General features: G+C 54.2%; 10 protein-coding genes. 5 read left to right on the forward strand and 5 right to left on the reverse strand.

Annotated features, from left to right (window positions below):
- The first annotated feature begins 171 nt into the window (after positions 1 to 171).
- From FYJ78_RS00810 to FYJ78_RS00830, 5 genes are all read left to right on the forward strand, one after another.
- Positions 172 to 1,296, forward strand: a complete 1,125-nt coding sequence (locus FYJ78_RS00810) for an ABC transporter ATP-binding protein (protein ID WP_154619500.1) — start codon at positions 172 to 174, stop codon at positions 1,294 to 1,296.
- On the forward strand, positions 1,289 to 2,941 hold the full coding sequence (locus FYJ78_RS00815; RefSeq protein WP_154619501.1) for an ABC transporter permease: 1,653 nt from the start codon (positions 1,289 to 1,291) through the stop codon (positions 2,939 to 2,941). Before FYJ78_RS00810 ends, FYJ78_RS00815 begins: the two co-directional genes overlap by 8 nt.
- A gap of 32 nt (positions 2,942 to 2,973) precedes the next feature.
- Positions 2,974 to 4,014 (forward strand): ABC transporter substrate-binding protein, encoded by a 1,041-nt coding sequence (locus FYJ78_RS00820; protein ID WP_154619502.1) that lies wholly within the window; start codon positions 2,974 to 2,976, stop codon positions 4,012 to 4,014.
- 140 nt (positions 4,015 to 4,154) lie between these two features.
- Positions 4,155 to 5,759 (forward strand): sensor histidine kinase, encoded by a 1,605-nt coding sequence (locus FYJ78_RS00825; RefSeq protein WP_154619503.1) that lies wholly within the window; start codon positions 4,155 to 4,157, stop codon positions 5,757 to 5,759.
- Entirely contained in the window at positions 5,737 to 6,504 is a 768-nt protein-coding gene (locus tag FYJ78_RS00830; protein WP_154619504.1) for a response regulator transcription factor, read from the forward strand. Before FYJ78_RS00825 ends, FYJ78_RS00830 begins: the two co-directional genes overlap by 23 nt.
- 1 nt (position 6,505) lies before the next feature.
- Here the strand turns inward: FYJ78_RS00830 and nirJ2 are convergent, their stop codons facing one another.
- The 5 genes from nirJ2 to FYJ78_RS00855 all read right to left on the reverse strand — a co-directional run bounded on the left by nirJ2 (position 6,506) and on the right by FYJ78_RS00855 (position 12,989).
- Positions 6,506 to 7,504, reverse strand: a complete 999-nt coding sequence (nirJ2, locus tag FYJ78_RS00835) for a putative heme d1 biosynthesis radical SAM protein NirJ2 (RefSeq protein ID WP_154619505.1) — start codon at positions 7,502 to 7,504, stop codon at positions 6,506 to 6,508.
- Complete coding sequence (nirJ1, locus tag FYJ78_RS00840; RefSeq protein WP_154619506.1) at positions 7,501 to 8,691, reverse strand: putative heme d1 biosynthesis radical SAM protein NirJ1; 1,191 nt, start codon at positions 8,689 to 8,691, stop codon at positions 7,501 to 7,503. The genes nirJ2 and nirJ1 overlap by 4 nt, the downstream gene beginning before the upstream one ends.
- A 52-nt stretch (positions 8,692 to 8,743) precedes the next feature.
- On the reverse strand, positions 8,744 to 9,361 hold the full coding sequence (locus tag FYJ78_RS00845; protein WP_154619507.1) for a TetR/AcrR family transcriptional regulator: 618 nt from the start codon (positions 9,359 to 9,361) through the stop codon (positions 8,744 to 8,746).
- A gap of 191 nt (positions 9,362 to 9,552) precedes the next feature.
- Complete coding sequence (locus FYJ78_RS00850; protein ID WP_154619508.1) at positions 9,553 to 11,430, reverse strand: glycosyl hydrolase 53 family protein; 1,878 nt, start codon at positions 11,428 to 11,430, stop codon at positions 9,553 to 9,555.
- 20 nt (positions 11,431 to 11,450) lie between these two features.
- Positions 11,451 to 12,989, reverse strand: a complete 1,539-nt coding sequence (locus FYJ78_RS00855) for an S-layer homology domain-containing protein (RefSeq protein ID WP_154619509.1) — start codon at positions 12,987 to 12,989, stop codon at positions 11,451 to 11,453.
- Positions 12,990 to 13,152: the final 163 nt, after the last annotated feature.

Here is a 13,152-nt window from a genome sequence, read left to right on the forward strand (position 1 = left end):
GAACCGCCCTGCGCAGAAAGAAACACACCTCTTCCTGCGCAGGGCGGTTTTTTAGTTCAGAAAAACGGATAATTTTCCGAAATTTTGGATTGTTTAAACGCGTTGTATCTTATAAAATAAAATTAAAGCAACAAAAGAGAAACATCAATACAAAAAAAGGAGGTGCCGTATATGAGTGTTGCCATCCATATCGACAACGTAATCAAGCGCTACGGCAATCTGACCATCATCCCCGGTCTGACGGAAGAAGTACACAATGGAGAATTTTTCACCCTGCTCGGACCATCCGGCTGCGGCAAGACGACGCTGCTGCGCATGATCGCCGGCTTCAACAGCATAGAAAGCGGCGAGATCCGATTTAATGACCAGTGCATCAACGATCTGCCTGCGCATCGGCGTAATATCGGCATGGTCTTTCAGAGCTATGCCATCTTCCCGCATCTCACCGTACGCGAAAACGTCGAATACGGCCTGAAGCTGCGCAAGATCCCGCGCGATGAGATGAAGAAAAAAACCGACCGCATTCTCGATGTCGTCCAAATCACCGAATATCAGGACCGGCTGCCGGAACGCCTTTCCGGCGGCCAGCAGCAGCGCGTGGCGCTCGCACGGGCCATTGTCATCCATCCGAGCGTACTGCTCATGGACGAACCGCTTTCGAATCTCGACGCGAAACTGCGCATCGAAATGCGCTCGGCGATACGCGAAGTGCAGAAACAAGTCGGCATCACGACGATTTATGTCACCCACGATCAGGAAGAAGCGCTTTCTATCTCCGACCGCATCGCCGTCATGAAAAAAGGCGAAATCCAGCAGACCGCCCGGCCGCATACCATCTACACACGCCCGTACAACGTCTTTGTCGCGACATTCATCGGCCACTCCAATCTCTTCCGCGGCCGGATCACCCGCACAGGCAGCAGCGCCGCCGTGGTTTTCAACGACGGATGGACGCTCCCGATGCAGGGGCTGTCATCCGAAGCAGCAGACGGACAGGAAGTCATCATCGCCGTCCGTCCGGAAGAATTCTCGATCCAGCCGGCAGGTCAGGGAATAACCTGTCAGGTGCATAGTCAGGTCTTCCTTGGAAAGTATATCAACTACGGTTTGACCTTCCCCTCAGAAATGCTCGTGGAGGGACAGGCCGCCATCGAATACAGTCAGGATCTCGGCCATGCCGAGCAGATTCTTTCCGTGGGAGATACCGTGACGCTCCGCCCCAATCCGGCCAAGATCAATGTCTTCTCGGCTGATGGCAGCCATAGTCTCATGGAAGGTGTGGTGCGCAATGAATAAAACAAGATTCCGCTGGGATTTTTGGAGCGGTATCACTCTTCTCTCCATCGCGGTCTTTGCGCTCTTTCTCATTTACCCGCTCTTTTCCCTGTTTCTCAGCGCGTTTCAGGATCCGACCACCGGCTCCTGGAGCATGGCAAATTTCGCTCATTTCTTCGAGCGGAAATATTATTATCAATCGATGATCAACAGCTTCTCGGTCACGACCTGCGTGACCCTTCTCGCCTGTATCATCGGAACGGCTCTCGCCTATTTTATGACGCTGTACCGTATACACGGACGGAGCATCGTCGAAATCTGCATTGTGATCTCGCTGCTCTCGCCGCCGTTCATCGGCGCGTATTCCTGGATTCTCATCGGCGGACGAAACGGCTACATCACGCGGTTTCTGGCCCAGTACGGCATCGATTTCCCCTCGATTTACGGCTTTGCAGGCATTCTGCTCGTGCTGACGCTGAAGCTTTATCCGTTCATCTACCTCTATGTCGCTGGCGCGATGAAAAACATTGACTCGGCGCTTATCGAAGCGGCAGAATCGCTCGGCTGCAGCGGCATGCGAAAGGTCGTGACCGTCATCCTGCCGCTTATCCTGCCGACTCTGCTCGCCGGCGCGCTCATGGTATTCATGAATGCGATGGCGGATTTCGGCACACCGATGCTCATCGGCGAAGGATTCAACGTCATGCCGGTCATGATCTATTCAGAGTTCATCAATGAAGTCGGCGATCAGGCGAACTTCGCCGCGGCAATGGCCGCCATCATGGTTCTCATCACCTCGACGATCTTTATGCTGCAAAAATATGTCGTCAACCGCAAATCGTTTACCATGAGTTCGCTGCGACCCATGCAGACGGGAGCCATGCACGGCGTCAAAAACGTGATTCTGCACGCGTCCATCTACTTTCTCGTTGCGCTTTCCATGATCCCGCAGCTCGTCGTCATCTACACATCCTTCCTGAATACCAGTGGATCGATTTTCGTAGACGGCTACTCGCTCGACAGCTACCGCACGATTTTCGAAAGTCTCGGCACGGCCATATCGAATACCTACCTGTTCAGTACAACGGCTATGCTCATCATTATCTTCCTCGGCATGACGATCGCTTACCTCACGACGCGAAAAAAAAGCTGGCTCACGGAAATCATCGATACCCTTTCGATGTTCCCCTATATCATTCCGGGCTCCGTACTCGGCATCACGCTGCTGCTCGCCTTCAATGAAGAGCCGCTCCTCCTCTCGGGCACGGCGATCATCATCATCATTTCCCTCGTGATCCGCCGCCTTCCCTACACGCTGCGATCCAGCTCGGCGATTCTCTATCAGCTCAGTCCGAGCATGGAAGAGGCTTCGATCAGTCTCGGCGCATCGCCGCTGCGGACGTTCTTTAAGATTACCGCGGTCATGATGCTTCCCGGCGTCATGAGCGGAGCGATCATATCCTGGATCACGGCCATCAATGAGCTCTCCAGCTCCATCATTTTGTTTACCGGCGCGACAAAGACCATGTCGGTCGCGATCTATACGGAGGTCATCCGCGCCAGCTACGGCACAGCCGCTGCGCTGTCAACCATCCTGACGCTCACGACCATCACGGCCATGGTGCTCTTCTTTAAAATATCCGGACGCCGTGATGTAACCCTTTAATCCACGCTCTATGAAAAAAAGGAGGAATTCTCATGCAATGGAAAAAAATTCTGGCCACCGCACTCAGCGCTGCCATGCTGACAGCCTGCTTCACAGGATGCGGCGGCGGAAGCGGACAAAAAAACACATCCGGCGGCAGTGATGAAAACAAGCTTGTCATCTATTGCCCGCATCCGCTTTCCTTTATCAATCCGCTCGTCGAAGAGTTTGAAAAACAAAGCGGTATAAAAGTCGAAGTGGTCGCCGCAGGTTCCGGCGAGCTTTTGAAACGCGTCGAGTCGGAAAAAGCCAATCCGCTTGGCGATATCTTCTGGGGCGGATCGCTTTCCACGATGAAACCAAAAGCCAACCTCTTTGAACCGTATACCTCCGCCAATGAAGACCATGTTCAGGCGGCATTCAAAAACACCGAGGGTTCCATGACGCGCTTCACGGACATTCCCAGCGTCATCATGGTCAACACGGATCTCATCGGAGACATCAAAGTAGAAGGCTACGAAGATCTGCTGAACCCGGCTCTCAAGGGAAAAATTGCCATGGCCGATCCCTCCAAGTCCTCTTCCGCCTACGAGCATCTCATCAATATGCTCTATGCTATGGGCAACGGGAACCCGGACAACGGCTGGGATTATGTGACGAAATTCTGCAAGAATCTCGACGGCAAGCTCCTCTCCGGCTCCTCCGCTGTCTATAAAGGCGTAGCGGACGGCGAATATGCCGTTGGCTGCACCTTCGAAGAAGGCGGCGCAAAATACGTCGCAGACGGCGCCCCGGTCAAGCTCATCTATATGAAGGAAGGCGTCATTTCCAAGCCGGACGGCATTTACATCATCAAAAACGCCAAGCACATGGAAAACGCCAAGAAGTTCATCGACTTCATCACCAGCAAAGAGGCACAAACCCTCATCACGCAGAAGCTGCATCGCCGCAGTGTCCGCGATGACGTCCCTGCGCCAAACGGTCTGCTGGAAAAGTCTCAGATCCATATCATCACGGATGATGAAACCGTCGTCAACCAGAACAAGAAATCCTGGCTCGACAAGTTTAAGGACATCTTCACCAGCGTACAATGATACAATAAATCCAATCCGATTGTTTCAAACGGCTGCAAGCGGCAAATCCCGTCTCTTGCAGCCGTTCTTTCTGTCCCGGCAGACAGAATCATGATATAATAAATAAGATTCAGAAGAAAGCAAAGAAAGGACGGACCTTTTTGACTCCATCAGACCAGACGTTTCAGCGCGACGTAAAGCGCACATTGCTTCGCTATACATTCGGACCTGTGCTCTTGCTCGTTGCACTCTTCTTTGCTCTGGTTGGTGCAAGCTGGAGCTACTATGTCGTCATGCGCAGCGATGAGGTGCGCCATCTCGCCGCCGAAGTGCTCGACGAAACAATTGCCGACTATTCTGCCCGCGCAGACCTTGCAGCCAGCCAGAACTATGACCCGGACATACTGCGCACGAATGCCTCGGCCCGCGCAGCCGTCTTTCAGTACCTCTATCATGAAGTCAATATCGACAAGCGCGGCACGCAATTTTTTCTGCTCGACAGGAAAAAACAGCTCGTTCTCGGCAGCGAAAAGGCGCTCCCGCCGGCATTGACCGACGTACCGGAGGGATGGGGCGTCCTCGCACGCTTCGAAGCACATCCGGAGACTGTGCATGCCGAATTTTTGCGAAGAGCGGCCGATGAGTCCTCCTCGCAGGATCTCGTCATCGGACGGTCCCTGCCGCACGGCAATGGCTATTTTCTCTTCCTGATTCCCCAGGAATCCCTGCAGCGCTCCATCCGCTCACCCTATCTCGATTTTGTGCTGACGGATAGCTACGGAGGCACCCCTCTGGCTACCGGTTCCTCCTATCATCCCGCGGCAGGCCATCCGCAGACAGAAAAACTATCTGCCGATATCGCCTCCGCAAACCGTCAGACGGTATCCTATGGAAAAGGCCTCTATTTTGTCACAGAGGAAGCCCTGCAGGAAGTCCCATGGACGCTGTACAGCATCCTGCCGGTCACAGACCTGATCGGCCGCTACCGGCTCGGCGCCCTGATCCTCGCCTCGCTGCTTCTCCTGCTGCTGCCCGTCCTTTACCACAGCGTCCGTCAGGAAAGCCTCGCGCGGGCCCATGCCGTAAAAGAAGAAGAGCAGCGTGCCACCGCGATGGCAGAAATTCGCCGGCTGGAAAGCCAGTTTCAGCCGCACTTTCTGTTCAACACACTGGAAAACATCCGCTACATGGTCTGTCTTGACCCGCAAGCTGCCTCGCGGATGCTCCTCGCACTATCCGGCTTGCTCCGCTACAGCATCCGGGGAACCTCGCGCCTCGTCCCCCTCGCGGAAGATCTTACCTATACCCATCATTATCTGGAAATCCAAACGTATCGTTTCGGACAGCGCCTCCGCTATCAGGAACAGATAGCCGATGAGCTGAGCCATGCACTCATACCACGTCTGCTGTTCCAGCCTTTGCTTGAAAATGCCATTCACTATGGCGAATCAGCCGACGGAACGCTCACCGTATCCCTGACTATCCGCCCGGACGGACCGAACAGACTGACCGTCATCGTAAAGGATGCCGGATGCGGCATGAGTGGAGAGCAGCTGGAAGAGATCCGGACGATGCTGCAAAGCGGGGACGACAGTTCCGCCCATACCGGACTATGCAACATCGCCCGCCGCCTGCGGCTGCTTTACGGAAAAAAAGCCGGTATGTCCATCGAAGCCCCGCCTGCGGGCGGCTTCTGTGTCACACTGCACCTGCCATTTCAGGAAGAAAGCGAGGAACGCATTCATGCTCAAAATCATCATTGCTGAAGATGAAGAAATCATTCGTCAGGGGCTTGTACGCACACTTCCCTGGTCAGACTACAACGCCGAAATCGTCGGCGAAGCAGCAGACGGAAAAGAAGCGCTTTCCCTCATCCGGCGCATTCATGCGGATGTCGTGATCACGGATATCCGCATGCCGCGGCTCTCGGGCCTTGAGCTTGCCCGCATCCTGCACGAATCCGGCTCTTCTCCCCGCATCATCTTCCTCACCAGCTACGCGGACTTCACCTATGCACAGCAGGCCATCCGGCTTGGCGCTGCAGACTACCTGCTTAAACCTGTGGATGAAGCCGAACTCGCCAAAGTTCTCGCCGGCATCAGCGCGGAAAAAGAAAAACGCAGCGGAACCGCATCCGAAGATACAGTCCCGCTGCTTATCGACTGGCAGGAGCTTCATCCGTCCAATCCCTATGTGCGCTCTGTACTCGCCTGCATCGCACAGAATTATCAAAAGCCGATCAGCGTCGAAGAACTTGCGATGCAGGAAGGCGTCTCCGCCAGCTACCTCTCCCGCAAGCTGAAAGAGGAAACCGGCCACACATTCTCCGGACTCATAACACGCTGCCGCCTGCAGAGCGCTCTTGGCCTGCTCCATGAGGGACGCTGGCGCGTTTACGAAATCGCTGAACAGACCGGCTTCGGCGACTACAAAAACTTCGTCCAGGCTTTCCGAAAATACCTTGGGCTGTCTCCAACGGAATATCAGAAACAGCGGAAACACATCCGCTGACTCATTCCCCGCGCCGTCCATGGTAAAGGCACCATGGTTCTTCGCTCATATAATCGCCGCCATGATAGCAGGCCGCACGCGCGCGGCAGCCGCCGCAGGCCATCTTGTAGCGGCACGCACCGCAGCCGCCGCTGTATTCCAGCGTGCGAAGCGTTTGAAGCACTTCATTTTTCTCCCAAATCTCATCAAATGGCGTCTGCCGCACATCCCCGAGTTCCATATTGAGATAAGCGCAGGGCTGAACCTTGCCGCGCGGGCTGATGATGCAGTAAGAAAGCCCGGCCAGACAGCCGCGGTGAAACCGCGTCTTATACCCCAGCTGATCTGCGATGCGAAGGAACTGCGGCGCACAGGTCGGCTTGAGTTCAATGTCCACCTCCTGCTGCTTCTTCATGATACGCGTCAGCACGTCTTCATATTGCTCGGCACGCAGCGACTCCTCCTCGATGGTCTGCGCTCTGCCGGTCGGAACGAGGAAAAAGAAATGATGCGCCTTGGCGCCGATCTCCACGGCAAAATCCGTCATGGCTTCCAGCTCCTCCTGATTCCAGTCCATAACGGTCGTATGAATCTGAAACGGCAGACCGACGGCGGCGCAGTTCTTCATGCCCTGCACCGCGCCTTCCCATCCGCCCGGAAAGCTGCGAAAGGTATCATGCTTCGCCGGATCCAGCGAATCAAGGGAAATCCCCATGGCTCGCGCACCGGCTTCCTTGAGCTTCTTTGCCATATCCAGCGTAATCAGCGTGCCGTTCGTGCCGAATACCGGAATCATATGCAGATCCGCCGCGTACCGGACCAGCTCGAGAATATCCGGGCGCATCAGGGGCTCGCCGCCCGAAAAGATCATGATTTTAAATCCTGCTTTCGCGATTTCGCTCAGCAGCTTCTTTGCCTCTTCCGTATTCAGTTCTTCCTCAGCCCTGCAGCCTGCATCACGATAGCAGTGAGCGCAGTACATATTGCAGGCATTTGTCGTATTCCAGGAAATGATTTTCATACCTGTTCCTCCGTCACGCCGATTTCTTCATCCGTCAGATAGCAGCTCGGATCCGATGCCCAGAAATCCCCCGTGCGCGCCTCTGCCCGCGTGCGGAAATTCCCGTTGCAGTTTTCCAGCCACTTGCACGCTGCGCAGCGTCCTTTGAGGAGCGGCTTGCGATCCTTAAGCCCAGCCATAATGGGATTTGAGGTATCCTGCCAAATGTCGCCGAATTTCCGCTCGCGCACATTGCCGAACGTATGATGCTGGGTAAACTGATCGGGATGCACGTACCCCTGCGGATCGACCTCGCCGAAGGCAATGCCCGAACGGTTCCCCCCGTTCATCGAAATGTATTTTTTGATCTGCGCGGCCGTCTCCCTATCTCCGGCTTCCAGCGCCTTAAGATACATATACGGGCCGTCGCAGTGGTTATCGACCGTCAGAATCTCCTTTTTCAACCCGCGCTCTTCGAAATCTTTCGTCCGGCGAATGATCGTGTCCATCGCCCGGCGCGACTCCTCCGGCGTGACATCCTGATCCATCATCTGTTCGCCGCGCCCCGAATAAACGAGATGGTAGAAGCAAACCCGGTTAATGCCCTCTTCCTCGATAAAATCGAAAATCCGGTCAAGCTCCTGAATGTTATGATGATTGATGGTAAAACGCAGGCCGACGCGCTGGCCGACGGCCACACAATTCTTAATGCCCTGCATGGCCTTCTCATAAGCGCCGTCCACCCCGCGGAATTTATCATTGACATCCCGCAGACCGTCAAGCGAAATGCCGACATAGCCCACGCCAATATCCTTGATCTTCTGCGCGACATCGCGCGTAATCAGCGTGCCGTTCGTCGACAGCGTCGGGCGCACGCCCTTTTCCTGCGCATAAGCCGCAAGCTCAAAAAAATCCGGACGGATCAGCGGCTCTCCGCCGGAAAAAAGCAAAACCGGCACATGAAAATCCGCCAGATCGTCAATAAACCGCTTTGCTTCTTCCGTTGACAATTCATCCTGATACTTCCGGGCATCCGACTGCATATAGCAGTGCATGCACCTGAGATTGCAAGTCTTCGTCGAATTCCATACGACGACAGGGCCGACGCCCTCTGCCGCACCGTTGCGCATGGCATGCGCATTTTTTGTATAGCGCAGACTATCGCCGAAATATTCTCTGGCAAATAAAAGCTTCGTTACACTGATCATAATCGATTACTACTCTCCTGTTCCTGATACGCCTGCTCATCTTGTCGGCGGCTTACTCTCCCTCTTTCCGTACGCAAATTCCATCCAACAGCAGCTTCGTCTTCATGGCCACATTCTCCTGAAACGGAATATCCAGATGGCTGAGGGCCGCTGCCTGATACACCGAATGGAACATCTCCGCAATCAATTCCGGCGGGACATCCCGGCGAAACTCCCCTGCAGACTGTCCTTCATACAGAATGATTTCAAAAATAGACTTGAATCCCGGCGCTGTGCCTCCTCCTTCTCCAGACGCGAAGCCTCCCGGCATCCCCGAACGGTCCGCAGCCGAAAGGAACAGAGGAAGGACATAACGGTTCTCATCGAGGAAGCGTGCCGTAATCCGGCATCCGGCCGCCAGCAGCTCACAGGCCGGGCGATGCGCGGCGCGCAGATCATCCAGCACCTGCTCCACTTCCTGTGCCATGCGGTGTAGCAGGCAAAACAAAATCTCCTCTTTGGATTGAAAATAATTGTAAAACGTACCGATACCTAAATCCGCTTCATGCATGATATCGGCGACCGAAGTATCCTTGAATCCCTTGCGGCTGAACTGCTCTACCGCCGCGTCAAGAATCGCCTTGCGGGACTGCAGCTTTTTCCGCTCCCGGCGGCCCATTTTTTCCTCCATATTATCGCCCCTAACTGCTATGCCGGACGCATATCCGTCTCCGGCCGTTGACTCTCTACTTATTATATCGGAAAAACAGCCGGCTGAAAAGATAAAAATGAATTATATTCATATTTTTAAACAGCAAAAGGCCGTCCCGTCAGCAAATCCATTCTGACGGTACGGCCTTTCTGGCGGGAAAGCAGGCGGCATTATTTCGCTGCTTTGCTGTCCTCCTGCCGGTATAGTTTAAAATTATCTACCGAGCCCCATTTATCAGGAGCTCCCTTCATATCGACGCCGACGACCGCTTTGCCGTTTTTGATTTCGACATCCGCGATCTTAACCGTGCGCCATTGGTTCCATCCCGTAGTAGAAATCTCCGCGGTCTTTTTCTCGCCATTGTCACCGATAAGGAACAGACAGAACTTCGAGGAATCTTCCTTGCCCTGCGCACTGACCTGCACCGTGTATTTCCCCGGCGTCAGTCCCATGACCTCCTGACTCATCGTAAACTGATACGGCGTGCCGCCCCAGTAATGCAAAGAACCTTCGCCCTTGGCGTCGCCTTTGCCGCTGGTCGGCTGTGCCGTCCATTTATCCCCCGTAACCGTCCATCCGTCCAACGACAAGGATTCAAAATCGCCGTTCTGCAAAAGATTGGCCTTCGGCTTGATCGTCACATCGCAGGAAATCGGCGCATCAATCTTCTCAACGGAGCCGCTGACGGAATAATCGCCGTCTTTATCATAGACCGGCGCAGAATCCTTCCATACAATCGGCAGCATCTCCTGATGTTCATCAGAGAATGTGACCAAAACGCTTTGAGGCAGCTTAACAGGGATTCCCGTACTGCCCTCTGCCTCCGGCTCATCCATCTCCGTCACCGTAACCGGCACAACGGGCGCTGTTTCATCCGAAACATCCCGGAACACATCCCAGGAATCCAGCGCCTTGCCGTTCTGATCGAACATCGAGAGATTCTCCCAGTTGTTGCCGGACCCTGCTTTCCAGCCGGCTCCCGGCACAGCATACCAGTCCGGCTCCCAATAAAAGAGTCCCAGACCACGGCCGTCCGGTACGGCGGCAAGATCCGACATGACGCCGCGAAGCCCGGACGCCTGCCCCTGCACGGTAGCGGTAAAGCCGGAACGGCGCGCTTCCGCCGGACCATAGTGATTCTTCTCCTGATCGTAGTTGTCCGTCGTAAAGCCGTAAGCGGTCTCCGCCACGACGACCTCTTTGCCATAACGGGCGCTCACATCATCGAGATTCTTTTGCAGATCCTGCAGAGAACCATGCCAGAACGGATAATAGGAAAAACCGATCACGTCAAAGTCATTGACGCCGTTATCCTTGACAAGCATATCAAAGAATTTCCGATAAACGTCATTGTCCCCGCCATCCGGCAAATGAATCATCAACTTGATCTTATGATCCGGATCGAGATCGCGGACCGCTTTCAGGCCGCTGGCCATCAGCCGGAAAAACGCCTTGCCGCCGTCCTTGGCCGGCAGCTTGCCGACGGGCCAGAGCATGCCGTTCTTTACCTCGTTGCCGATCTGCATCATATCCGGCAGCGTTCCCTGCTGCCGAAAATCCTGCACAATCTTCCTGGTGAAGTCATACACATCCTGTTCCAGCTTTTGCGGACTATCGTTTTTCCAGGCATGCGGCGTGTACTGCTGGCCCGGGTCAGCCCAGCCGTCACTGTAATGAAGGTCCACCAGCACCTTGAGCCCGATCGCCTTGGCCCGCTTGGCAAGTTCCAGCGCCCGCTGTTCATCCGTATATCCGCCGCCGCCAAGGACGCCGTACTTCGGATCGTTCCAGATTCGCACACGGATCCAGTTGACGCCATGATTCTTCATGATCTGAAGCTCATCCATCTTCGTGCCGTCCACATCATAAAACACAGCTCCGTTTTTCTCCATCTCCGGCAGCATCGAGACATCCGCGCCCTTGATGAAATCCTGACGCAGCCCCGGAACCGGGTTAACCTGCACCGCCGCTGAAGCAGGAACAGGAAAAGCGAATGAACCAACGGCCAAAGTGGAAAGAATCATGGATTTCCATATCGTTTTTCTCATGTCATTTCACCTCATCAAGCTCAGAAGCTGTACGAAATTGCTCCGAAAGCAGTATCCTTATAATCCGAAAAACCGGCCTGATTGCTATCATACGGTTTCAATTTATAGAATACGCCCTCAAAATTGACGTTAGAAGCCAGCATATAATTTACGCCAAGGCCCCATCCCCGCACACCGGCGCCGCCATAACCGTTACCGCCGGCAACGTTCAAATGATGCGTCCATGCGCTCGAATCGACGGCCAGACCGCCCAAGGCCATGTATTCGCCATAAACCTGCCAGGTATTGGCCTTATGCCAGTCCATTTTCCCATAGGAAAGACGCGTCCAAAAACCATTGCGTCCCTTGTTTGGCTCCGTTTCTCCATGTTCATAAGTAGCGGAAGGATCATAATCACCATCAATTGCCGGATGAACCTGCGCGCTGTTGTGAATGCCTTCCGCTGTCAGACTCCATTTCGGACTCATCTGTGCATGGACTCCATAGGCAAACTGCCGGAAATTCCGCTGTATCCTCGATGCGTAATATTTATCTTTCCACCAGTGCGCACCACCATCCCACGTGGCAGCTCCGCTGTACATCGCATACGACTCCGTATCATCGGAATTGGAATGGAAGTACGTCGCGGTAAAGGTAACTGCCGGACTGACCTTCAGACTAAGATCCGCAAGCTGCGCATAGCCCGAATGACTGCGATTGTCTGCTCCTGTAGAGGGGCTTGTATCTCCCGCACCGATGAGAATACTCGCCTTATTGCCAAAGTCTTTGCGCACCAGTACGCTGTCGAGGGGGTTTTCCCAGTAAATCAGCCCTTGTCCGAGTTTCAGCTCATTGCGTCCCACGGAAACAGTAACTTGATTCTTTGCATGCCAGTCCAGCTGAAGCCGGTTGACGCCAAGTTTATTCCAAGAATTGTTATCGTTATCGTAACCGTTGAAGTGGTTCCATTTCTGTCCATTATCGTAATCACGGCGCGCAATATTCGAAGATTCTGCTTTCAGCTGGCCTGTCACCGAGAGATGTTCCGTCGGCTCACCATAAAAGCCAAGCCGGAGACGGATTTCGCTCTGCCCTCTGGTTTTATATTGATTATACTCGGAATCCGCGCCATATCGATATCCCTTAACCGCATCGCTTTTCTTGTTTTGATAGTAACGAGCTCGCGCATCGCCGAACCATTTGAAACTGGGCTGGGTCTTCTTGAGGTCCTTGACATCGCTTTCGACAGCGGTCAGGCGATCGTCGATGTCGCTGAGCTCGCTGGCAAACTCACGCTTGAGCTTTTTGATCGCTCCGCGGTCAGCCGGGCGGGCCGTCGCATACTTTTCCATCGCCTTGCTGACCAGTTCCGCCATTTCATAGCGGTTCAGCCCGCGGTCGCCGCGGAACGTCCCGTCTCCATAACCTTCGATAACGCCGTCGCGCGCCAGCATGGTCACTGCGTCATAGGCCCAATGGCCCTCCGGCAGATCCTTGAACGGATTCTGCGCTGCATAGCCCGTAGCAGCCGGCACAGACAATGCGGCCAGTACAGCAGCAGTCATTGCTTTCTTATTCATTTTTCTCCTCCTAAATCCCTGAAACCTTAACCTCTTTATGAAAAAGTGAGACTCATTCCGAGATGGTTTTTACCCCCTCGGAATCCAGTCAAACAGATCCAACGCCTTCAGCATCGGACAAAATATCCCGCAGCTTCTCTTGTGGAGCGGAAGCTGCAGATAT

This window comes from Wylensekiella montiformis, from assembly GCF_009697385.1.
Classification (GTDB): domain Bacteria; phylum Bacillota; class Negativicutes; order Selenomonadales; family Selenomonadaceae; genus Selenomonas_A; species Selenomonas_A montiformis.

Excerpts from the sequence above, each read along its gene's own strand:
- FYJ78_RS00820 (WP_154619502.1), top strand. The coding sequence starts at position 2,974 with ATGCAATGGAAAAAAATTCTGGCCACCGCACTCAGCGCTGCCATGCTG.
- nirJ1 (WP_154619506.1), bottom strand. The coding sequence starts at position 8,691 with ATGATCAGTGTAACGAAGCTTTTATTTGCCAGAGAATATTTCGGCGAT.
- FYJ78_RS00845 (WP_154619507.1), bottom strand. The coding sequence starts at position 9,361 with ATGGAGGAAAAAATGGGCCGCCGGGAGCGGAAAAAGCTGCAGTCCCGC.
- FYJ78_RS00830 (WP_154619504.1), top strand. The coding sequence starts at position 5,737 with ATGCTCAAAATCATCATTGCTGAAGATGAAGAAATCATTCGTCAGGGG.
- FYJ78_RS00815 (WP_154619501.1), top strand. The coding sequence starts at position 1,289 with ATGAATAAAACAAGATTCCGCTGGGATTTTTGGAGCGGTATCACTCTT.
- FYJ78_RS00855 (WP_154619509.1), bottom strand. The coding sequence starts at position 12,989 with ATGAATAAGAAAGCAATGACTGCTGCTGTACTGGCCGCATTGTCTGTG.
- FYJ78_RS00850 (WP_154619508.1), bottom strand. The coding sequence starts at position 11,430 with ATGAGAAAAACGATATGGAAATCCATGATTCTTTCCACTTTGGCCGTT.
- FYJ78_RS00810 (WP_154619500.1), top strand. The coding sequence starts at position 172 with ATGAGTGTTGCCATCCATATCGACAACGTAATCAAGCGCTACGGCAAT.
- nirJ2 (WP_154619505.1), bottom strand. The coding sequence starts at position 7,504 with ATGAAAATCATTTCCTGGAATACGACAAATGCCTGCAATATGTACTGC.